Raw genomic sequence first — 22,172 nt, forward strand, 5'->3', positions numbered from 1 at the left:
ATTAAAACTCTCGACGAGCACACTTTAGCTCAGCAGAACAAACAACCTCTCCATCAACCTTTGCCACGCCGTTAAAGGCAGCGATACCGCGACGTTCCTTGATGAATTCTACGTCGATAATCAATTGGTCACCTGGTACAACTGGCTTGCGGAACTTCGCTTTATCGACACTAGCAAAGTAGTACAGCTCATTGCCTTTTGGCGCACCAAACGATTTAAATGCTAGTAGACCCGTTGCTTGAGCCATAGCTTCTAAAATCAACACACCAGGAAATACAGGTAACTGCGGAAAGTGCCCTGTAAATTGTGGTTCATTCACAGACACATTTTTAATAGCGGTTAGATACTTTTCTTCTTGATAATCGGTAACGCGATCGATCAACAGAAACGGATAGCGATGAGGAAGCAGTTCCTGGATCTCAGTGATTGTCATTGTTTTTGTATCAGTGCTCAAAGTAAAAATCCTATTATCAATTCTTTTTCTAACTAGAGGCATTATATACCCAAATGCCACTTAGTGTCAGTTCGGGGGAGCATTGCTCAACCTAGCGTTATCTGACACACATAAAAAGACTCGCCTAAGCGAGCCTTCATTTTTAAGCCACAGAAGTTAGTCTTCTGTTTGCTCTAGCAGTTTCTCAACTGCTTTGAGGCGCTTGTTCATCTCATCAATGCGATGAACTCGAGTAGCCGTTTTTCGCCACTCTTTGTTGGTTTGTAGTGGAATGCCTGATGAGTAGATGCCTTTCTCTGGCAAGCTACGCATAACCATTCCCATACCAGTAACAATAACACCATCGGCAATCTCGATATGTCCATTGAGAACACTCGCACCGCCAATTTGGCAGTATTTGCCAATTTTGGTGCTACCAGCAACGATAGTACCACCAGCCATTGCTGTGCCATATCCGATGTGCACGTTATGAGCAATTTGCATTTGGTTATCGATGATCACATTGTCTTCGATAATAGTGTCATCCAGCGCACCGCGGTCGATAGTGGTACAAGCACCAATTTCGACACGGTTTCCAATTCGCACGGTACCCACTTGAGGAATTTTGACCCACTCGCCTTTTTCATTAGCGTAGCCAAAACCATCAGAACCAATGACAGTACTTGACTGCACTAAACAATCATCACCAAGCACTACATCATGATAAATCGATACATTAGCCCAAAGCTTAGTATTGCGACCTAGCTTAGCGCCTTTTCCGATAAAGCAACCCGCGCCAACAATTACGTTGTCGCCAAGTTCTGCTCCGGCTTCAATCACAGCATTGGCGCCTACAGATACATTTTCACCCAAGCTAGCTTCTGAAGAGACTACCGCACTTGGCGCAATACCAGGTGCAGCTGGAGCTGGAGTCGTATCTAGCGCTTGGGCTACTTTAGCATATGCCACATAAGGATCAGCAACCACTAGAGCATTGGTTTTGCAATGCTCCAACTCACTGCTTTTCACCATGATTGCCGATGCTTGGCATTCACCAAGATGCTTCGCGTATTTCACATTAGTAAGGAAAGTAATTTGTCCCTCACCAGCGCTATTCATAGGCGCTACCGCACTTATTAACGTGTTCTCATCACCATGGATTTCTCCACCAGTAATCTCCGCTAATTGTGCTAACGTCAATGCTGTCATGTCTAACCTACTGCAATACTGTTACTTAAGTGAGTCGATAACTTTCTTCGAGATGTTGAACTCTTCTTTTGCATAACCAACCGCTTGAATATCGATGATCATGTCGTAGCCTTCTTTTTTCGCTACTTTTTCAACTGCCTCTTGGATAGTCTTAAACAGCTTCTGTTTTTCTTCTGCTTCACGGCGCTGGCTCTCTTTCTCTAGAGCTTGGCCTTTGATCTTGTATTTGCTATCTAGCTGACCAATCTCGATACGTAGTTTCTCGATTTCATCTTTACCTAGTAGCTCACCATCACGCTGAAGTTTTTCCATCTTCTTAGCTGCATCCGCTTGAATCGCTTGTAGTTCAGCAGCTTTGTCTTTGAACTCATTCTGTAATTTTTGCAGTGTCGCTTCACGCTGTGGAAGTGCTTGGAAAACTTGAAGCGTATTCACATAGCCAATTTTCTGCGCCGCTTCTGCTGCGTTTGCAAACAGTGAAGACGTAAGGATAACTAGGCCAAGTCCAGCCGCTTTCATTAATTTTTTCAAGGTCGATTCCTCTGTTCGTATAGAAACTATTTTCGTTACAAAATATATAGTTAGAAAGTATTACCAATTGTGAAGGTAAAGGCTTCGGTTTTATCGCCTTCAAACTTCTTAACTGGCGTTGCGAGTGAGAATACCAGAGGTCCCATTGGAGACATCCACTGTACTGCTACACCTACCGACGCTCGGTAATTCGACGGATCCGAGTAATCGTAATAATACTGGCTTCCAGGCATGTTAGGGTCTGGTGAAACATAAGTAAACTCTGTGTCCCAAAGGCTTGCTGCATCCATAAACAAGCTAGTACGAATTTGATTGCGGAACTCATCCGAGGCAAATGGCGTCGGGACAATCAACTCAACACTAGCAAGCGCTACTGCGTTACCACCCACTGACTGGTCAGTCGCGGAGTAACACGGGTTATTCCCACCTACATTACCGCAACCACCACCATTTGGATCGTTATAGACTGCTTTAGGGCCTACCGAGTTCTGACGGAAACCTCGAAGTGTGGAGAAACCACCCACATAGAAGTTCTCGTAAAACGGCAGCAAGTTATCATTACCATTGGTTTGACCATAACCGTTACCGTAACCTAAGCGACCTTTCAACAATAACGTAAAATTGTGACTTTCAGTAATAGGAAAATACTGTCTTATGTCATATTGAGTCTTGAAGTATTGAACATCCGATCCAGGAACCGTCACTTTACCATAGAGTTTTTGATGGTTACCTGCGGTCGGGAAACGTCCACGGTTTAAATTATTTCGAGTCCATGCTGCCGTTAAGTGGAAATCATCCGTAATCAAGTTACCTTCTGAATCACGGTTCTTCTCTTGAGCTTGCAGGAACTTCTCAATTTGAACGTACTCTTTGATATTACCTAATCGGCTATGTGTATAACCACCACCAAACTCTAGGTAGTTAAGTTCATCGACCGGGAAACCCCAAGTCAACGTACCACCATAACTTTGATCGGTATAGTCAACGATACCAGCTTTCGATGCTTCAAACTCATTGTAGAAAATCTGACCACCAAGGCTGACACCATCTAGGTTCCAGTATGGGTCGCGATAATCCAACGTTACGTTTTTCTGATACTTGTTGGTCATCGCACTGATACCAACTCGGTCCCCAGAACCTGCAAAGTTATCTTGCTGAAGACCAACCTGGAAGCTAATACCTGATTCAGTACCATAACCGACACCAAAGTTAATGCTTCCTGAGTTTGCCTCTTTGACATCGTATACCAAGTCTACTTGATCATCAGTGCCAGGAACACGTACGGTTTGAACATCAACCGTTTCAAAGAAACCTAACCGGTTCAGACGGTTTTTACCGGTTTCAATAGACTTCGAGTTCAACCAGCTCGATTCCATCTGACGCATTTCACGACGTAACACTTCATCTTTGGTGGAGTTGTTACCTGTGAATCGAATATCGCGAACATAAATACGGTTTCCAGCTTCAACATTAATGACCAAAGAAACTTGGTTATTCTCATCATCAAACTCTGGAATGGTGCGTACTTGCGGGTAAGCATAGCCAGCTTCACCCAAGACGCGCTTAATGTTCTCTTCTAATGCAGTAACACTAGAGCCGTTATAAGTATCACCATCCTTAAATGGAACCATACTTTCGAACTCAGCTTGTTTACCAATTAGCTGACCACGGAACTTCACATCTTTTACTTGATAAGGTTCACCCTCATCAATACCTAGTGTGATGTAAACGCCTTTCTTGTCAGGAGAAATCGATACTTGAGTCGTATCGACTTTGAACTTTAAGTAGCCTCGATCGAGGTAGAACGACTTGAGGGCTTCAATATCGCCTGCGAGAACTTGCTTTTGGTATTTATCATCCGCAAGGAAATTCCACCATGCGACATCTACATTCAGGTTAAAACGTGATAGTAATTCCTGATCGCTAAAGACAGTATTACCAATGAAGTTAATCTGTTTGATCTTTGCCGAAACACCTTCAGAGAATACAAACTTCAAGTCAGCACGATTACGTGGCAACGGTGTAACCACCGCTTGAACCTTCGCGTTATATTTACCGACACTGTAATAGAAATCTTCTAGACCTTTTTCGATATTACTTAACGTTGTGCGGTCTAGAGCTTCACCGACAATAACACCTGACGCATCAAGGTTTTGCTGTAGTTGCTCTTCCTTTATCGCGCTGTTACCTGAGAAAGAGATGCTCGCAATAGTTGGGCGCTCTTTGACACGTATCACCAGTGCGTCTTTATCACGAAGTACCTTAATATCCTCAAAGTTACCCGATTGATAGAGGGCATTAATGATCTCTGAGATATCTTTACTGTCTACCGAATCACCAATACGTACAGGCATTTTCAAAAGAGCGGCACCTAGTGCTACCCTTTGCAAACCTTCGATTCGAATGTCCTGTACAACAAAATCCTCAGCCCCATTCGCCGACACACTGGTCGCTAGTAGAGATGCGAATAGAATATGCTTAATCGCCATACCTGCTCTAATTAATCCTTGCTAATACCGCTGCCTAAATTCTGATATCAAAGGCGTGTAAAATCATTAAAAATTGCTATCAGCATCAATGAGAAGATAATAGCCCCTCCCACTCGATACCCCATTTCTTGTACTTTTTCTGGTACAGGTCTTCTAATTACTGCTTCAATTGCAAAGAACAATAAATGTCCTCCATCAAGCATTGGCAATGGTACTAAGTTGATAATACCCAAGTTGACACTAATCAGCGCCAAGAAGCCTAAGAAATAAACCAGTCCATAATCTGCGGTTGTACCTGCCCCTTTCGCAATCGAAATAGGTCCGCTTAGATTGTTTAGGCCAACATCACCCACGATCAGCTTTTTCAGCATAGAGATCGTAAGCTCGATAATTTGTCCCGTTTTCGCGATAGCTTTACCTACCGCTTCAACCGGCCCGTATTGAAGGTCAAAGCGATAACTCGCAGGCCACTCACCAATCTCTGGAGCGATACCCGCAAAGCCAATAACCGTGCCATCTCTTAGCTCACGTGACCCAGGAGTCAATGTTGTTGTTAATCGCTCACCGTCTCTCAGCACTTGTATAGTCACTGGACTATTTGGGTTCGCTTGAATCACATCCACAACTTGTTGCCATTGAGAGATGTCTTGCTCTCCCGCCGAGATAATAGTATCACCAACCTGAAGGCCAGCTGCCGCACCGGCTCCGTCTTCACTTACATTTGTCAGCGTTGTTTTAATCTCTGGGGTATACGGTTTAAAACCAAGCGTCCCCATAGCAGACTCTGTTTCTGGATTAAAGTTCCAGTCCGACAAATCAATTGTTAATTTTTTGTCCGTTCCTATTTGGCTATCTGATGAAACTGTGACCGTCATTTGATTATCGCCAATATGCGACACTAGCCCCAAATTAACCGATTCCCAGTCCAACGTTGGCGTACCATCAATGGATTTGAACTCCATTCCGGAAGTCAGTCCAGCTTGGGCAGCAATCGAGTGTGGGGTAACTTCGCCAATAACAGGCTTAACCGCAGGCACACCAATCAAAAACACCAGCCAGTAAGCAAATACCGCAAAAAAGAAGTTAAAAGCTGGCCCTGCACCTACAATAGCGGTTCTTTTCCAGAGAGGCTTTTTATCAAAGGCATACTTGTGATCGGCTTCAGAGACTTCATCGACTCGACTATCGAGCATCTTGACATAGCCGCCTAAAGGAATGACAGAGATACTATATTCAGTTCCATCTTTACCGATTTTCGACCAAATCGATTTACCGAAACCAATCGAGAACTTTTCGACATACACACCACACTTTCGCGCTACCCAAAAGTGACCGTATTCATGTACGGCGACTAGAATCCCTAGCGCAACAATAAAGGACGCGAAGTTCCAAAGGATGTCCGTCATATCAAAAATTCTCTCACTAAATCGAACGCACGATTTCTCGTGCATAGTTTCGAGCCATTCTATCTAGCTCAAGAATAGTTTCCAAGTTATCTAATTGTATAAATTCATTTGCTGAACAGACTTTCGACATAACGCGCTCATTTACCACGCTAATATCAGTAAAACGGATTTTTTCCGACAAGAAGGCTTCAACCGCAATTTCATTCGCGGCATTGATAGCCGTCGTTGCATGTTGTCCTTCAAAACAGGCATCCATTGCTAACGCTAAGCAAGGATACTTGGCATAGTCTGGAGCCATAAAACTCAGTTCACCGATTGTCGTAAAATCAAGAGGAGCTACTCCGGAAGGGATTCGGTCGGGATAAGACATCGAATAAGCAATCGGCGTTGCCATATCTGGCTGTCCCATCTGTGCTATGACCGAACCATCATTGTATTGCACCATAGAGTGAATCACCGACTGAGGATGAATGACTACTTTTAGCTGCTCTCGATTGGTATTGAATAGCCAGCGAGCCTCAATAAATTCCAAACCCTTGTTCATCATTGTTGCTGAATCAACAGAAATTTTTGGCCCCATTGACCAATTTGGATGAGCGATTGCCTGCGCAGGTGTTACTGAAGAAAGCGTTGAAACGTCTGTATATCTAAAAGGACCACCCGAACCGGTTAAAAGGATATGATTGATACCCGCTTCAGCTAACTGGCAGTTCCCAAGATTGGTTTGAATATTTGCAGGTAAACATTGGAATATGGCGTTATGTTCACTATCAACAGGCAGCAACTGAGCGCCAGATTCATACACGGCGTCCATAAATAGCTTACCAGACATGACCAGCGCTTCTTTATTAGCTAACAGGACGCGTTTGCCCGCTTTCACAGCGGCAAGCGTAGGTAACAAGCCCGCTGCACCGACGATAGCAGCCATTACAACATCGACATCACTGGATTCCGATACCATGCACATCGCTTGTTGACCAAACAGTACTTCGGTTATCGTATCGCGAGGAAGCAGTCGCTTTAGCTCTGATGCACCTGCCTCCTCATTTAAGACCGCAAACTTGGGTTTCCAAATGGAGCAAAGCTCAGCCATCTTGGCTACGTTTTTACCACCAACAAGAGCATAGATGGCGAAAGATGAAGGGTTTTCTGAAACGACTTTTAGAGTGCTTGCTCCAATAGAACCAGTAGCGCCTAGAATGGTTAGATTTTGCATGCTATTACAACCGCTTATAAGCAACCAGAGAATAAGAACTTATTCTCTGGTTGGGAAGATTAGAAAATGAGATAAAGAAGAGCAAATACAGGAAACGCTGCGGTTAGACTGTCCACACGATCGAGGACACCACCATGACCCGGAATAATGTTACTACTGTCTTTTATCTTCGACACTCGTTTAAACATACTTTCCACTAAGTCGCCAAGCACTGAAATAACAACTGTGGCAAGAGTAATGATAGTCATACTGACATAGCTCGTAAACTGAATATCAAAGAGTAATGAGCTTCCCCATGCGACAACCAAAGCTGCAGCAATGCCGCCAATCAAACCTTCAATCGTCTTATTAGGGCTTACATGAGGCGCCATCTTACGTTTACCTAAACTTTTTCCAGCAAAGTAAGCGCCGCTATCGGCAGCCCAAACGATCAAACAGACAAACAGAACCAGTTTTGAGCCGTAATAAGGGTCTAGGTAGTAATGCTGTCCTCTCAGGATAACAATGCTCCACAAAAATGGCAGCAAGGTTAGCAGACCAAATAGATGTCGGAGTACATTAGAGTGCTCCCATAGTCCAGCAGACTTAGGATAGGACATCGCTAAACCACTGGCGATAAGCCACCAGCCAAAACCAATACCTAGCAATAAAAGGTGTAATGAATCTACCTGGTTCAAAGAGACAATGTCAGACGGGACAATAAATAAAGAGAGTCCAACTGCAAGGCCAGAAGGAATTAAAGCGAGTAGCCGAGAACGGGTAAGAGTAAATTGAGTCCATTCCCATGCGCCAACAAGCGTGACTGCCGCAACAAAACCTATAAACCACGTCAATGGCAGTGAAAAAATACCCCAAACCACCAGCGGAGCTAGTATTAGGGCGGTAATAATTCGTTGTTTCAAATTAAATCGTCCTTAATTGGCTTCCATTAACGCTTTGACTTGTTCTCCGGTACAACCGAAGCGCCTTTCGCGATTCACAAACCAAGTGATTGCCTGAATGAGGCTGTCCTCGTCAAATTCTGGCCAGTACTCTTCCGTGAAGTACATTTCGGCATACGCCATTTGCCAAAGCATAAAGTTGCTAATGCGACATTCACCACTAGTACGAATCAAAAGGTCGACATCTGGGAGATCGGACATAGTGACACAACGACCAATCATATCTTCAGTAATGTCATCCGCAGAGAGCTCTCCTTGTTCTACAAGTCCAGCTAACCTTTTGGTTGCTTGTAAAATATCCCACTTACCGCCGTAGTTTGCTGCGACGTTGATAACCGTACCAGTGTTGTTTTCTGTCAATTTCTCCGCTTCAGCGATTTTTCTTTGTAATCTGTCATTAAAGCGTGATTTGTCGCCGATGATGCGAAGACGTAAGTTATTTTTATGAAGCTTTTTGATTTCACTCGACAGAACCGTAATAAACAGCTCCATCAGCAGACCGACTTCATCTTCAGGTCTACGCCAATTCTCACTACTGAAGGCAAACAGTGTCACTGCTTGAATATTCAGTTTTGCAGCGGCAGAAATGGTCTTACGTACCGCAGAAACCCCTTTTTTATGCCCGAAAACGCGTGGTTTTCCCTTAGATTTTGCCCAACGTCCATTACCATCCATGATGATAGCAATATGTTTTGGAAGGGAATCATTGAAGATGTGTGAGTTTTGCATAAAAGAGTATAGTTATAATTCGGGTCGGACAGAGTAGCATAAAAAAACGCTGTGCTGTCAGCACAGCGTTCAAACTAGAACTGATTGGTGAAATATTAGACTTCCATCAACTCTTTTTCTTTTGCTGCAAGAAGTTCATCAACATTTTTCACTGCTGCATCAGTAAGCTTTTGAATCTCGTCCTGTGCTTTACGATCTTCATCTTCAGAAATTTCTTTATCTTTCAGTAGCGCTTTCAAGTCACCGTTAGCATCACGACGAATATTACGGATAGCAACACGACCACCTTCCGCTTCACCACGAACGATCTTCACTAGGTCTTTACGACGCTCTTCTGTTAGCGGTGGAAGTGGTACGCGGATAACCGTACCCGCAGACATTGGGTTTAAACCAAGGTCAGAAGTCAGAATCGCTTTTTCAACTTTAGGCGCAAGCTCTTTATCGAATACTGTAATAGCAAGTGTACGCGCGTCTTCAGCAATAACGTTTGCTACTTGGTTTAGAGGTGTTGGCGCACCGTAATATTCAACAGAGATACCTTGAAGAAGGCTTGGGTGTGCACGACCTGTGCGAATTTTAGTTAGGTTATTCTTAAGTGCTTCAACACTTTTTGCCATGCGCTCTTGAGCGTCTTGTTGGATTTCGTTAATCACAATATCACCTTAAATAATAGTAACCTGAAAGCCGGTCTGCTTTCAGGCTATGTCCTTCGATAATTCTGGTTAAGAGTGTACTCTTATTCTGCGTCGCTGATAAGTGTGCCTTCTGCTTCACCCATCACAACACGACGCAATGCACCTGGCTTATTCATGTTGAATACGCGGATTGGCATCTTATGGTCACGAGCCAATGTGAATGCCGCCAAGTCCATTACTTTCAGCTCTTTCTCTAGAACTGCGCTGTAAGAAAGCTTATCACATAAAACTGCATCAGGGTTAGCCACTGGATCAGCCGTGAAAACACCATCTACTTTTGTTGCTTTAAGCACAACATCAGCTTCGATTTCGATACCACGAAGACATGCAGCAGAGTCCGTTGTGAAGAATGGGTTACCAGTACCTGCTGAGAAAATCACCACGCGGCCTTGACGTAATTCACGAATAGCATCAGCCCAGTTGTAATCGTCGCAAACACCTTTAAGAGGGATAGCAGACATAACACGTGCATTCACATACGCGCGGTGAAGAGCATCACGCATAGCTAGGCCATTCATAACCGTTGCTAGCATACCCATGTGATCACCAACTACACGGTTCATACCTGCTTCAGCAAGGCCTGCGCCACGGAACAAGTTACCACCACCAATGACTACACCAACTTGAACACCCAGTTCAACCAGTTCTTTAACCTCTTGTGCCATACGGTCAAGGATTTTTGGATCGATACCAAAGCCTTCCTCGCCTTGTAGCGCTTCACCACTAAGTTTTAACAGAATACGTTGATAAGCTGGTTTAGGGTTCGTTGTCATGAAGTATACCTTCCAAAGAGTTATCGATTAACGGTCATGGCTTGAGACTAGTATAGACTCAACTCATGACGGCTAAAAAATGACAGATAGCCTAGTCGTAAAAAGACCGTAGCCAAGGCCACGGTCTTTTCATCAACAAATCATCAAGGATTAACCTTTCTGAGCTGCTGCTACTTCGTCAGCGAAGCTCATTTGCTCGCCCTTGTCGATGCCTTCACCAACTTCTAGACGTACAAAAGTAGCTACTGATGCGCCACGCTCTTTAAGGATTTCGCCAACAGTTTTCTTTGGCTCCATTACGAACGCTTGACCAGTTAGAGAGATTTCGCCAGTGAATTTCTTCATGCGGCCAACAACCATCTTCTCAGCGATCTCAGCAGGCTTGCCTTCGTTCATAGCGATTTCAACTTGAACAGCTTTCTCTTTTTCTACTACGTCTGCAGGTACGTCTTCTGGGTTAACGAACTCTGGACGAGAAGCAGCAACGTGCATAGCAACGTGCTTAAGAGTTTCTGCGTCGCCTTCACCAGCAACAACAACACCGATCTTCTCACCGTGACGGTAAGTAGCGATAGCAGCGCCTTCAACGTACTGTACGCGACGGATGTTGATGTTTTCACCGATCTTAGCAACAAGAGTAACACGCTCGTCTTCGAACTTAGCTACTAGCTCTTCAGCAGTTGCTTTAGTTGCTAGAGCTTCGTCAGCTACTTTCTCAGCAAATGCTGTGAAGTTTGCATCTTTAGCAACGAAGTCAGTTTGGCAGTTAACTTCAAGAAGAGCAGCAACGCCGTTCTCTTCTTTAATGATGATCGCGCCTTCAGCAGCGATGTTACCTGCTTTTTTAGCAGCTTTAGCAGCGCCAGACTTACGCATGTTTTCGATTGCTAGTTCGATGTCGCCGTTAGTTTCAACAAGCGCTTTCTTACATTCCATCATGCCTGCGCCAGTGCGGTCGCGCAGTTCTTTAACTAGAGCAGCAGTAACAGCCATTCTCTATTCCTCAGTTGATTCTGATTAGGGTAAAAATCAGGGGCTCTCATTCGGCCCCTGATGCTAACTATAACTCAGTTTATATGAAGACTAGATGTCTTCGAAACTAAGTGTGACTTCGAGCCGCTATTATTCAGCTTCTTCTACGAAACCGTCTTTGTCAGCTACAGCTGCAACGTCTTTGTTGCGACCTTCTTTAACCGCGTCTGCAGCAGCGTTTAGGTAAAGCTGTACTGCACGGATTGCGTCGTCGTTACCTGGGATAACGTAGTCAACGCCGTCTGGGTTAGAGTTAGTATCAACAACAGCAAATACTGGGATACCTAGGTTGTTTGCTTCTTTAACAGCGATGTGCTCGTGATCAGCGTCGATTACGAATAGAGCGTCTGGTAGGCCGCCCATGTTCTTGATACCACCAAGAGACTTCTCTAGCTTCTCCATTTCGCGAGTGCGCATTAGAGCTTCTTTCTTAGTTAGTTTCTCGAAAGTACCGTCTTGAGCTTGTGCTTCGAAATCTTTTAGACGCTTGATAGACTGACGAACAGTTTTGTAGTTCGTTAGCATACCGCCCAACCAACGGTTGTTCACGTAGAACTGGTCAGCGTTGATTGCAGCTTCTTTAACAGCTTCAGATGCAGCGCGCTTAGTACCAACGAAAAGAACTTTACCTTTCTTCTCACCGATTTTAGCTAGCTCAGCTAGTGCATCGTTGAACATTGGTACAGTTTTTTCTAGGTTGATGATATGTACGCGGTTACGAGCACCAAAGATGAATGGCTTCATTTTTGGGTTCCAGTAACGAGTCTGGTGACCGAAGTGAACACCAGCTTTTAGCATATCGCGCATTGATACAGTTGCCATTTTAAATTCCTCTATGGGGTTAGGCCTCCACATTCCCCATGAATCCGACTTGGTATGAATGATTACTCAAGCACCCCGGAACATGTGACGAAATGTGTGTGATTTAAATTAAAGTTAATGGGAACAAAACCGAGCTCGCCGATTCGAAGAAACTAAGTCCTGTTTCCGGCGCGCTTTATACCATAATTTGGCCACTGATTTCTACAAAAATCGCAATAAATGTACAAAGTACAATCATCACAGCAGTGAGTTTTTAACTAAACCCAACTAAAATGAATCACGTACATAACTACAAACGAGTTTTATTCTTGTTGCGCTTAATCTCGCCACTGATAGAATAACCCGTCAATTTAGAAAGCAGAGAACACAGATGTCTATCAAAATCAAAACTGAAGCTGAAATCGAAAGAATGCGTATCGCAGGTAAGCTTGCAGCAGAGCTTTTAGAAATGATCGAACCTCACGTGAAAGAAGGGGTAACGACGGAAGAGCTCGATAGAATTTGTGCGGATTACACTCGTGAGCGTGGCGCTTACTCGGCCCCACTTGATTATCACGGTTATCCAAAATCAATCTGCACATCGATCAACCACATTGTTTGTCACGGTATCCCAGCAGAACAAGACGCAATGGGTACTACAGGTAAACTAAAACCGGCTGTTCTAAAAAATGGCGATATCGTCAACGTGGACGTGACAGTTATTATTCCTAACGATGAAAATGCCTCACTAGACACTCGTCCAGAAGGTTATCACGGCGATACATCAAAAATGTTTTTAGTCGGTGATGTTTCACCTGCTGATAAGCGCCTATGTATGGTTGCTCAAGAAGCACTGTATCTGGGCATGAAGACCGTCAAACCAGGTTCCACAGTTGGTGCTATCGGTACTGAGATTGAAAAATTCATTAAAACGAATAACAAGAACAACCCACGTAATAAGTTCTCTATCGTGAAGGATTTTTGTGGCCACGGTATCGGTTCTGAGTTCCATGAGGAGCCACAAGTGGTTCACTACAAAAACAACGACCGCCGTGTACTAAAAGAAGGTATGGTGTTCACTATTGAACCAATGATCAATGCTGGTAAATTTGGCTGTAGCATTGACGCAGAAGACGACTGGACAGTCTACACTGGCGACGGCAAAAACTCCGCGCAATGGGAACATACGATTGTGGTAACCAAAACAGGTTGCGAAGTATTGACCTTACGTAGCGGCGAATCAATTCCTCGTCACATGAACAATATCTAGCCATTCCGCTTCGATTCAAAAATATCCCCAAACACTGGGGATATTTTTTTATCTGAATCATTTTGGTATAACCGTAGTTAGAAACTTTTTTGCTTGCACGGATCGCACTCATGACTTTTCAGAGCCCAACCACACTAAGCGACGAACAACTCACGATCAGCGAGTTAAAGTCACAATTAGAAACCTTTTCTGAACATCAGAAACAGGAGTTCTTAAATCACCACCCTATTACCGATTTGGTCCTAGGTCGTTCAGATTACATTGACCAGCTACTTAACCGGTTATGGCAGTTCACTGGTCTAGCTAACCAAACCAGCCTAGCGTTAGTGGCTGTAGGTGGATATGGTCGCGGCGAGCTGCACCCGCTATCGGATATCGATATTCTGGTGGTCTCGCGCAAAAAGCTTCCAGCGAACCTTGAAAGCACCATCAGTGAATTCATTACCCTACTTTGGGATCTGAGATTAGAAGTCGGCCACGCGGTAAGAACCGTTCAAGAATGCCTTGAAATCGGCCAGTCGGACTTAACCGTTGCGACGAATCTTCAAGAGGCGCGTTTGCTATGTGGCAGCGAAGACACCTTTTCCTTACTTAAGAGCCAGATTGATTCCGAAGAATTTTGGCCCTCAGAAACCTTTTATCACGCAAAAATCGAAGAACAACGCACTCGTCACGCCAAGTACCACGACACCACCTACAATCTAGAACCCGATATTAAATCCACCCCGGGCGGATTGCGTGATATCCATACTCTAAGTTGGGTAGCGCGCAGCCACTTTGGGGCTACTTCCTTGTACGAGATGAGCCGATTTGGTTTCCTCACCGATGCAGAATACCGAGAACTCGTCGAGTGCCAGAACTTTCTCTGGCGCGTGCGCTTTGCACTACACATCGAACTACGACGCTACGACAATCGGCTAACCTTCGCTCATCAAGCTCAAGTGGCCGAGAACTTAGGCTTTGTTGGTGAAGGCAACGTAGCGGTCGAGATGATGATGAAAGAGTTCTATCGAACACTACGACGTGTCGCTGAACTGAATAAGATGTTGTTGAAACTGTTTGATCAAGCCATCGTCAATAAAGGTAAGATTCAAGACGCTATCGTCATTAACGATGATTTCCAGCGCAGGGGCAAACTCATAGAAGCAAGAAAGCCTGCGCTGTTTCAAGCTAGGCCAGAAACCATCTTAGATATGTTTATTCATATCGCTAATGACTCGAGTATTGAAGGCGTCAGCCCAGCAACATTGCGTCAATTACGTACTGCTCGACGTCGATTAAACAAGTTTTTGCACACCATTCCCGCAGCAAGAGAGAAGTTTATGGATCTGGTTCGCCACCCGAACGCGCTGCACCGAGCGTTTCGCTTGATGCACAAGCTAGGGGTTTTATCGGCCTACCTGCCCCAGTGGAGTCAGATCGTCGGACAAATGCAATTTGACCTGTTTCATGTCTACACCGTTGACGAACACAGTGTCCGCCTGCTGAATCATATCCACACCTTTAGTATCGAGGAAAACTACTCCAAGCACCCCATTTGCTGCGAGGTCTATCCTCGTATGCAGAAAAAAGAACTGCTTATCCTCGCTGCCATTTTTCATGACATCGGTAAAGGTCGAGGGGGCGATCACTCTGAGATCGGCGCTATCGAAGCGTATGATTTCTGCATGGAACACGGCTTGTCTAAACCGGAAGCCAAACTGGTCTCTTGGTTGGTTCAAAATCACCTTTTGATGTCGGTTACCGCTCAACGTCGTGATATTTACGACCCAGATGTAATTATCGAATTTGCTAAAAAAGTTCGCGATGAAGAATACCTCGAGTATCTAGTCTGCCTCACTGTTGCCGATATCTGTGCCACGAACCCAGAGCTATGGAACAGTTGGAAGCGAACCTTGCTTGCTGAGCTCTTCTACTCCACACAGCGAGCACTTAGAAGAGGCCTAGAGAATCCCGTCGATGTTCGTGACCGTATTCGACACAATCAACAACTCTCTTCAGCGCTTCTACGTAAGCAAGGCTTTAACGCTCGAGAGATCGAAGTACTTTGGCAACGATTCAAGGCTGACTATTTCCTAAGACACACTCATAAGCAGATTGCCTGGCACAGTGAACATATTCTTAATGCCGATGATCCTACTAAGCCGCTAGTGCTGATGAGTAAGAATGCGACACGTGGCGGCACTGAAGTCTTTGTATATTGCCAAGATCAGCCTGCATTGTTTGCCACAGTGGTTGCAGAACTCGATCGCCGCAATTTTAACGTGCATGACGCGCAGATCATGACCAGTAAGGACGGTTTCGTCCTTGATACCTTTATGGTGCTTGATCAACATGGTGATGCCATTGATGTAGAGCGACACTCTGCGGTAATCAAACATTTGGTTCATGTCTTGGAGGATGGACGCCCTACCCGCGTGAAAACGCGTCGCGCACCAAGAAACCTAAAGCATTTCAATGTAAAAACTCAGGTCGACTTTTTGCCCACTAAGGGGAAAAAGCGCACGCTGATGGAACTGGTCGCTTTGGATGCCCCAGGCTTACTAGCAAAAGTGGGAGCGACGTTTGCCCAGCTTGGCGTTAATCTACATGCGGCGAAAATCACCACAATTGGTGAACGTGCAGAAGACTTATTTATCTTAACAAGCGCAACGGGTGGCAGACTGTCTGAAGAGGAACAGAGCCAGCTAAAACAAAAACTACATGACACAATTTCAGAACAAATTGCTAGTTAGCAAATAGTTGTTAGTAATAATGACTGGCCACACCGTCGTGGCCAGTTGTCTAAATTAAAATTGCGCATCATTTAAGCGATCTCGTCCACATTTCTCTCTTATTTGTCTAATTATCAGCTATCTACCACATTAATTGCCTGCTACAGTTGTAGAGAAAACACACTGCAATAAGAGGTAACTTATGTATCCAAACCTCACAGGTTTAGGCATTCACGATCCTAAACAAATTGAGCGTTACTCACTACGACAAGAAGCGCACAAGGATGTGTTGAAGATATACTTTCATAAACAAAAGGGCGAGCTCTTCGCCAAAAGCGTTAAGTTTAAGTATCCAAGACAAGTAAAGAATGTTCGCGTTAACAGCAGCAGTGGCAATTACAAAGAAGTCACCGAAATTAACCGCAATCTCACGCTTGTGATTGATGAATTAAATAAACTAACCAAACCTGTAGAAGTCGCAGAAGTCGATGTTAAGCAGAAAATCCTCACCGATCTTCGCCACTTAGAAAAAGTCGTTTCTAGCAAAATTGCTGAGATTGAAGCGGATTTAGAAAAGTTAAAATAATCAAAAAAAATGCTCCCCTAAGGGAGCATTTTTTATAGGCGTATCTATTAAGGCGTATAGAACGTTGCTGCACCTGGACCTACTGGTAGACCTAGTAAGAATACCCAGATGTAGAACAGTAAACTCCAACCTACCAAGAAACAGATAGAGTACGGCAACATAGTTGCGATTAGCGTACCAATACCTAGATTCTTCATATAGCGTGTTGCCACTGCCAGAATCAGTCCAAAGTAGCTCATCATAGGTGTGATGATGTTGGTAGTTGAATCACCAATACGGTATGCCGCCTGAATGGTTTCAGGAGCATAACCAACCAACATAAGCATTGGAACAAAGATAGGTGCTGTTACTGCCCACTGTGCAGACGCTGAACCAATCATTAGGTTGATAAAGCCACACATTAGGATAAATGCAAAAAACAGAGCAGGACCTGTTAGACCGATAGTCTGTAGGAAGTCAGCACCCGCTACAGCAAATACCTGACCAAAGTTTGTCCACTTAAAGAAAGCAACAAATTGCGCAGCAAAGAACACCAATACAATGTACATACCCATCGAAGACATAGACTTCGACATCGCATCGATCACGTCACGGTCATTCTTCATAGAGCCAGTCACTTTACCGTAGACAAAGCCCGGAATCGCGAAGAAGACAAAGATGAATGCTACGATACTCTTCAAGAACGGAGAACCTGCAACCTGACCATCAGCAGTACGAAGCACGCCATTTTCAGGAACAACAGTTGATGCAATGATTGCACTTACAACCAGTACTGCAATACCTGCCATTTTCAGGCCTTTCTTTTCTACTGCAGTCAGTGAACCCATGCTGTCATTAGAAAGATCTTCTGCTGCTTCTTCTTCATTGTATTTACCCAGTTTAGGCTCAACGATTTTTTCGGTAACAAAGGCACCTGTAATCGCAATGAAGAAGGTCGACACAAACATAAAGTACCAGTTAACCTCAGGGCCAACGGTATAGTTTGGATCGATCATTTGAGCGGCAGTTTCAGTAATACCTGATAGTAGTGGATCCACAGTACCAATTAATAGGTTTGCTGAATAACCACCAGATACACCAGCAAACGCTGCTGCAAGACCTGCTAGAGGGTGACGTCCTAGAGAGTGGAACAGCATCGCTGCCAATGGAATAAGTACGACGTAACCAAGCTCTGAAGCAGTGTTAGAAATAATACCTGCAAATACAACGGTTACTGTTACCATGCGCTGAGACGCACCCATAACAAGACCACGCATTGCGGCAGATAGCATGCCAGAGTGTTCAGCAATTGCCACACCCAGCATAGCGACAAGAACGGTTCCTAATGGCGCAAAACCTGTGAAGTTTTTCACTAAGTTTGTCACGATTAGCTGTAAGCCTTCTGCGTTCAATAAGCTCACTACTTTAATCATACCGTCTGCTGCACGACCAGCAGCGCCTTCAGGGCGCGGATCGGCAACCGCTACGTCAAAGTAGCCGGCAATGCCTGACATAACTAAGATAGCAACACAGAAAATAGCAAACAGTGTGATTGGGTGGGGTAATAGATTCCCCAAGTACTCTACCGCGTCAAGAAAACGGGTAAATAGAGGCTTTTTTGGCTTGTTGTGTTTCATTGTGGCAGATGAACTCATCTGTCCCCTCCTTTTTTATTTGTCCTAGCATTCTTTACAAAGCCATGGTCGATTCCTGACAACTTTGTAAAAAAGCAGCCGCAGGGTACGTGAGGGAGCTCAACATTAAAAGCCGAAAATGTTGCTAATTGTAAATATTTCGCAATTTACATCCAGCTATTCAGCAAAAACACAACAACTTATAATGACAAAAATATAAAACAAAAAATAACAATCTCGTGACATATTTACCTTTTAGTAATATCGACAACCGATTAGGGCTAAAAAAAGCTCAACTAAATCATCATTGAAAACACACTCAGCTTCTGAAATGATGGATTGTGATTTATGTGAACTAGGACTCAATTCGTGACTTACTCATTGGAGCCAATTGGCATCATTCATTCTCCTTACAAAGAGAAGTTTGCTGTACCGAGACAACCTCGGTTAGTCTCAAGCGCCACCGCAACAATTGCATTACAGGGTGACATCAATTGTCTGGAAGCCGTTCGCGGCCTTGAACAATTTTCTCACCTTTGGTTGCTGTTTCTCTTTGACCAAAACCTTGCCGCAGGCTGGAAACCTACAGTGAGACCACCTCGATTAGGAGGCAATGAACGAGTCGGAGTATTAGCCAGCCGCGCGACATTTCGTCCCAATGGTATCGGAATGTCTTCAGTTGAACTGAAAGGTATTCGTCAGCAAGGTTCCCTAGTCTTTATTGATGTGGGCAGTGTTGATCTTGTAGATGGCACCCCAATCGTCGATATCAAACCTTATATCCCTTATTCAGACTCAATCCCTGATGCCATCGGTGGCTATGCGGAATCTGAACCTGAATCGATTGAAGTCGCGTTTTCAGACATCGCATTAGAGGTACTTGCTAAGGACAAGGAGGTTGCCTATAAAACGCAAGTCATCAAAGAGGTACTCGCTCAAGATCCCCGACCTGCTTACAAAAAAAGTAAGGTTGATGATAAGGAATACGGAGTCAGACTCTTCGATTGGAACGTAAAATTCAAAATAATCGCGCAACTAGCCTTGGTAACTTCCATTGACTCTTTGTAGAAAGCGAATTGGCTGATATCATAAGCGGCTTAACTCGATTTGGGTCTTCTGCCCAAATTCTCTATTAACATAATGAACGGATACCCATAAATGCGTACCAGTAACTATCTTCTTTCTACTCTGAAGGAGACACCAAACGACGCAGAAGTTGTAAGTCACCAGCTAATGCTGCGTGCAGGTATGATTCGTAAACTAGCTTCAGGTTTATACACTTGGCTACCTACGGGTCTACGTGTTCTGCGTAAAGTCGAAAACATCGTTCGCCAAGAGATCGATAATGCAGGTGCAGTTGAGACTTTGATGCCCGTAGTGCAGCCGTTTGAACTATGGGAAGAAACAGGCCGATCTGAAAAGATGGGTGCGGAACTACTTCGCTTCACTGATCGCCACACGCGTCCGTTTGTTCTTAGCCCAACGGCTGAAGAAGTTATCACTAGCCTTGTTCGCAACGAAGTAAGCTCTTATAAGCAACTTCCGCTGAACCTATATCAGATTCAAACTAAATTCCGTGATGAACGTCGCCCTCGTTTCGGTGTTATGCGTGCACGTGAATTCTCGATGATGGATGCATACAGCTTCGATATCGATAAAGAAGGTCTAGAAAAATCTTACCAAGCGATGCACGAGGCGTACTGCAAAGCCTTCGATCGCATGGGTCTAGATTACCGTCCAGTACTAGCAGACACTGGCGCTATCGGTGGTAACGGTTCACATGAATTCCATGTATTGGCAGAGAGCGGTGAAGATCTCATCGCCTTCTCTTCTGAATCTGACTACGCAGCTAACATCGAAAAAGCGGAAGCAGTAGCGCCAGCAATGGATCTAGCAGCACCGACTCAAGAGATGACATTGGTTGATACACCAAATGCCAAAACTATTGCTGAACTTGTAGAACAGTTCGATCTACCAATCGAAAAGACCGTCAAAACACTGTTTGTAAAAGCCTCTGAAGAGATCGATGCTCCACTTGTTGGATTGATCATTCGTGGCGACCACGAGCTTAACGAGATCAAAGCAGAGAAACTGGCTGAAATCGCTTCACCGCTAGAAATGGCGACTGAAGAAGAGATTCGCGCTGCTATCGGCGCTGGTCCTGGTTCTCTTGGTCCAGTTGGCCTTGAACTGCCATTTATCGTAGACCGCTCTGTTGCAGTAATGAGTGACTTCGGTGCGGGCGCAAACATTGATGACAAACACTACTTTGGCATCAACTGGGGCCGCGATGTAGAGTTAGGCAAAGTTGAAGATCTACGTAATGTTGTTGAAGGTGACCCTAGCCCATGTGGTCAAGGTACTATCCAGCTTAAGCGTGGTATCGAAGTTGGTCACATCTTCCAGCTTGGCAAAAACTACTCAGAGAAAATGAACTGTGGTGTACTTGGTCCAGATGGTAAGAATACTATTCTAGAGATGGGTTGCTACGGTATCGGTGTTTCTCGTGTAGTTGCTTCTGCAATTGAGCAAAACAACGACAAATACGGCATTATTTGGCCAGATGCGATTGCTCCATTCCAAGTAGCTATAGTTCCTATGAACATGCACAAATCTGAGCGCGTTAAAGAAGCAGCTGAAAAGCTATACGCTGAACTAACTGCTGCTGGTATCGAAGTTCTGTTCGATGACCGAAAAGAACGTCCAGGCGTAATGTTCTCTGACATCGAACTTATCGGTATTCCTCATACGATCGTTATTGGCGACCGTAGCATGGATGAAGGTAACTTCGAATATAAGAACCGTCGCACTGGTGATAAGACTCCAGTTGCCATGGAACAAATCGTAGCGCACGTTACTTCGCAGCTAGCGTAATACTGCGTTATCGCGACTGGCCCTCTACGCCAGACGAGCTAAATTTTATCTTTAAGGCCGCTTACGCGGCCTTTTTTATTACCTTCATATTCTGTTCATCTTCCCTCTTTTACTATGACTTATATCGGTAAGTATCAGGAGAACAAGATGGACTTGAAAGCACTTCTTAATCAAGCTCTCAGCTCAGATATAGCAAAACAGGCCACTCAAAAAGCAAGCCAATCTTCATCCAGTTTAAGTAACGCACTTGGTGACAAAAAAACTCTGGGGGCGTTAGGAGCTGGAGCCGTGGGCGGTGGTATTCTTGGCATGCTGATGGGCTCTAAGAAAACAAAGAAAATGGGTAAGAAAGCCCTAGGTGTTGGCGGTGCAGCAGCGCTTGGAGCTCTAGCCTATAAACTCTACAACGACTACAGCAATAATAACGGAGGAAACTCCGATGCTACTACAGTTACACATTCATCAACACCGGCCAATTTTACTCAGACTAACCAGCACGATGAGTCAGTACTCAAAGCCATGATAGCCGCAGCTAAAGCAGATGGTCATATTGATGAGCAAGAAATGGCGAAGATTGAACAAGCTCTGACAGGATTAGATGCAGACGCATCAGTACATCGACTTGTTCAAACTGAAATGGCAAAACCTCTCGATCCAAGCGAAATTGCTAAGCTAGCCGTCTCTCCCGAGCATGGTACTGAAATCTATTTGGCGAGCCTATTGGTCGCGGATGAACAAAACTTTATGGAAAAAGCGTATTTGAAAGAACTGGCGAACCAGTTAGGTTTAGAAGAGGGGTTAGTGGCGCAACTGAATACGCAAATCACTCAATAAAGTAACAAGGTACCTAAGGCCTAAAA

Annotated in this window: 19 protein-coding genes; 6 read left to right on the top strand and 13 right to left on the bottom strand. The window is 44.5% G+C overall.

Features of this window, described 5'->3' with window-relative positions; translation table 11 throughout:
- Position 1: 1 nt before the first annotated feature.
- From fabZ to rpsB, 12 genes are all read right to left on the bottom strand, one after another.
- Positions 2-496 (bottom strand): 3-hydroxyacyl-ACP dehydratase FabZ, encoded by a 495-nt coding sequence (gene fabZ / locus HW45_RS15140; RefSeq protein ID WP_443083040.1) that lies wholly within the window; start codon positions 494-496, stop codon positions 2-4.
- A 114-nt stretch (positions 497-610) separates the two neighbouring features.
- Positions 611-1,642, bottom strand: a complete 1,032-nt coding sequence (gene lpxD / locus HW45_RS15145; protein ID WP_038227896.1) for a UDP-3-O-(3-hydroxymyristoyl)glucosamine N-acyltransferase — start codon at positions 1,640-1,642, stop codon at positions 611-613.
- A 21-nt stretch (positions 1,643-1,663) separates the two neighbouring features.
- Complete coding sequence (locus tag HW45_RS15150; RefSeq protein ID WP_038223300.1) at positions 1,664-2,173, bottom strand: OmpH family outer membrane protein; 510 nt, start codon at positions 2,171-2,173, stop codon at positions 1,664-1,666.
- Between the two features lie 50 nt (positions 2,174-2,223).
- Complete coding sequence (gene bamA / locus HW45_RS15155; RefSeq protein WP_038227898.1) at positions 2,224-4,662, bottom strand: outer membrane protein assembly factor BamA; 2,439 nt, start codon at positions 4,660-4,662, stop codon at positions 2,224-2,226.
- A 47-nt stretch (positions 4,663-4,709) separates the two neighbouring features.
- Positions 4,710-6,068 (bottom strand): sigma E protease regulator RseP, encoded by a 1,359-nt coding sequence (gene rseP / locus HW45_RS15160; protein ID WP_038227900.1) that lies wholly within the window; start codon positions 6,066-6,068, stop codon positions 4,710-4,712.
- A gap of 16 nt (positions 6,069-6,084) precedes the next feature.
- On the bottom strand, positions 6,085-7,284 hold the full coding sequence (gene ispC, locus HW45_RS15165; RefSeq protein ID WP_038227901.1) for a 1-deoxy-D-xylulose-5-phosphate reductoisomerase: 1,200 nt from the start codon (positions 7,282-7,284) through the stop codon (positions 6,085-6,087).
- A 59-nt stretch (positions 7,285-7,343) separates the two neighbouring features.
- The gene (locus tag HW45_RS15170; protein ID WP_038227903.1) at positions 7,344-8,186 is read right to left on the bottom strand and encodes a phosphatidate cytidylyltransferase; all 843 of its coding nucleotides are present in this window, start codon (positions 8,184-8,186) and stop codon (positions 7,344-7,346) included.
- Positions 8,187-8,198: 12 nt separating this feature from the next.
- A complete protein-coding gene (locus tag HW45_RS15175) occupies positions 8,199-8,954 on the bottom strand; it encodes an isoprenyl transferase (protein WP_038227905.1) in 756 nt (251 codons plus the stop codon).
- 95 nt (positions 8,955-9,049) lie between these two features.
- Complete coding sequence (gene frr / locus HW45_RS15180) at positions 9,050-9,607, bottom strand: ribosome recycling factor (protein WP_031494736.1); 558 nt, start codon at positions 9,605-9,607, stop codon at positions 9,050-9,052.
- Positions 9,608-9,690: 83 nt separating this feature from the next.
- Entirely contained in the window at positions 9,691-10,422 is a 732-nt protein-coding gene (gene pyrH / locus HW45_RS15185; RefSeq protein ID WP_038227906.1) for a UMP kinase, read from the bottom strand.
- 150 nt (positions 10,423-10,572) lie between these two features.
- Complete coding sequence (tsf, locus tag HW45_RS15190) at positions 10,573-11,415, bottom strand: translation elongation factor Ts (RefSeq protein WP_038227908.1); 843 nt, start codon at positions 11,413-11,415, stop codon at positions 10,573-10,575.
- A 129-nt stretch (positions 11,416-11,544) separates the two neighbouring features.
- The gene (gene rpsB / locus HW45_RS15195) at positions 11,545-12,276 is read right to left on the bottom strand and encodes a 30S ribosomal protein S2 (RefSeq protein ID WP_006072474.1); all 732 of its coding nucleotides are present in this window, start codon (positions 12,274-12,276) and stop codon (positions 11,545-11,547) included.
- Between the two features lie 370 nt (positions 12,277-12,646).
- Between rpsB and map the strand changes: the two genes are divergently transcribed.
- The 3 genes from map to HW45_RS15210 all read left to right on the top strand — a co-directional run bounded on the left by map (position 12,647) and on the right by HW45_RS15210 (position 16,825).
- Complete coding sequence (map, locus tag HW45_RS15200; RefSeq protein WP_038227910.1) at positions 12,647-13,525, top strand: type I methionyl aminopeptidase; 879 nt, start codon at positions 12,647-12,649, stop codon at positions 13,523-13,525.
- 110 nt (positions 13,526-13,635) lie between these two features.
- Positions 13,636-16,260 carry a bifunctional uridylyltransferase/uridylyl-removing protein GlnD gene (gene glnD / locus HW45_RS15205; RefSeq protein ID WP_038227912.1) on the top strand — a complete coding sequence of 875 codons (2,625 nt, stop codon included), beginning with the start codon at positions 13,636-13,638 and terminating at the stop codon, positions 16,258-16,260.
- A 181-nt stretch (positions 16,261-16,441) separates the two neighbouring features.
- Positions 16,442-16,825 (top strand): DUF3461 family protein, encoded by a 384-nt coding sequence (locus HW45_RS15210; protein ID WP_006072480.1) that lies wholly within the window; start codon positions 16,442-16,444, stop codon positions 16,823-16,825.
- A 47-nt stretch (positions 16,826-16,872) separates the two neighbouring features.
- Here the strand turns inward: HW45_RS15210 and HW45_RS15215 are convergent, their stop codons facing one another.
- On the bottom strand, positions 16,873-18,459 hold the full coding sequence (locus HW45_RS15215) for an AbgT family transporter (RefSeq protein ID WP_006072482.1): 1,587 nt from the start codon (positions 18,457-18,459) through the stop codon (positions 16,873-16,875).
- Positions 18,460-18,807: 348 nt separating this feature from the next.
- Between HW45_RS15215 and tsaA the strand changes: the two genes are divergently transcribed.
- The 3 genes from tsaA to HW45_RS15230 all read left to right on the top strand — a co-directional run bounded on the left by tsaA (position 18,808) and on the right by HW45_RS15230 (position 22,146).
- Positions 18,808-19,506 carry a tRNA (N6-threonylcarbamoyladenosine(37)-N6)-methyltransferase TrmO gene (gene tsaA / locus HW45_RS15220; RefSeq protein ID WP_038227913.1) on the top strand — a complete coding sequence of 233 codons (699 nt, stop codon included), beginning with the start codon at positions 18,808-18,810 and terminating at the stop codon, positions 19,504-19,506.
- A 90-nt stretch (positions 19,507-19,596) separates the two neighbouring features.
- Positions 19,597-21,312: a proline--tRNA ligase gene (locus HW45_RS15225; protein WP_006072485.1), complete on the top strand. Its 1,716-nt coding sequence runs from the start codon at positions 19,597-19,599 to the stop codon at positions 21,310-21,312.
- 147 nt (positions 21,313-21,459) lie between these two features.
- Positions 21,460-22,146, top strand: coding sequence for a tellurite resistance TerB family protein (locus HW45_RS15230; protein ID WP_038227915.1), 687 nt, complete (start codon positions 21,460-21,462; stop codon positions 22,144-22,146).
- Positions 22,147-22,172 lie beyond the last annotated feature (26 nt).

Origin of the sequence: Vibrio sp. ER1A (assembly GCF_000733315.1) — a bacterium.
GTDB classification, from domain to species: Bacteria; Pseudomonadota; Gammaproteobacteria; order Enterobacterales; family Vibrionaceae; genus Vibrio; species Vibrio mediterranei.

Excerpts from the sequence above, each read along its gene's own strand:
- fabZ (WP_443083040.1), bottom strand. The coding sequence starts at position 496 with ATGCCTCTAGTTAGAAAAAGAATTGATAATAGGATTTTTACTTTGAGC.
- lpxD (WP_038227896.1), bottom strand. The coding sequence starts at position 1,642 with ATGACAGCATTGACGTTAGCACAATTAGCGGAGATTACTGGTGGAGAA.
- bamA (WP_038227898.1), bottom strand. The coding sequence starts at position 4,662 with ATGGCGATTAAGCATATTCTATTCGCATCTCTACTAGCGACCAGTGTG.
- rseP (WP_038227900.1), bottom strand. The coding sequence starts at position 6,068 with ATGACGGACATCCTTTGGAACTTCGCGTCCTTTATTGTTGCGCTAGGG.
- ispC (WP_038227901.1), bottom strand. The coding sequence starts at position 7,284 with ATGCAAAATCTAACCATTCTAGGCGCTACTGGTTCTATTGGAGCAAGC.
- HW45_RS15175 (WP_038227905.1), bottom strand. The coding sequence starts at position 8,954 with ATGCAAAACTCACACATCTTCAATGATTCCCTTCCAAAACATATTGCT.
- pyrH (WP_038227906.1), bottom strand. The coding sequence starts at position 10,422 with ATGACAACGAACCCTAAACCAGCTTATCAACGTATTCTGTTAAAACTT.
- tsf (WP_038227908.1), bottom strand. The coding sequence starts at position 11,415 with ATGGCTGTTACTGCTGCTCTAGTTAAAGAACTGCGCGACCGCACTGGC.
- rpsB (WP_006072474.1), bottom strand. The coding sequence starts at position 12,276 with ATGGCAACTGTATCAATGCGCGATATGCTAAAAGCTGGTGTTCACTTC.
- map (WP_038227910.1), top strand. The coding sequence starts at position 12,647 with ATGTCTATCAAAATCAAAACTGAAGCTGAAATCGAAAGAATGCGTATC.
- glnD (WP_038227912.1), top strand. The coding sequence starts at position 13,636 with ATGACTTTTCAGAGCCCAACCACACTAAGCGACGAACAACTCACGATC.
- HW45_RS15210 (WP_006072480.1), top strand. The coding sequence starts at position 16,442 with ATGTATCCAAACCTCACAGGTTTAGGCATTCACGATCCTAAACAAATT.
- HW45_RS15215 (WP_006072482.1), bottom strand. The coding sequence starts at position 18,459 with ATGAGTTCATCTGCCACAATGAAACACAACAAGCCAAAAAAGCCTCTA.
- HW45_RS15225 (WP_006072485.1), top strand. The coding sequence starts at position 19,597 with ATGCGTACCAGTAACTATCTTCTTTCTACTCTGAAGGAGACACCAAAC.
- HW45_RS15230 (WP_038227915.1), top strand. The coding sequence starts at position 21,460 with ATGGACTTGAAAGCACTTCTTAATCAAGCTCTCAGCTCAGATATAGCA.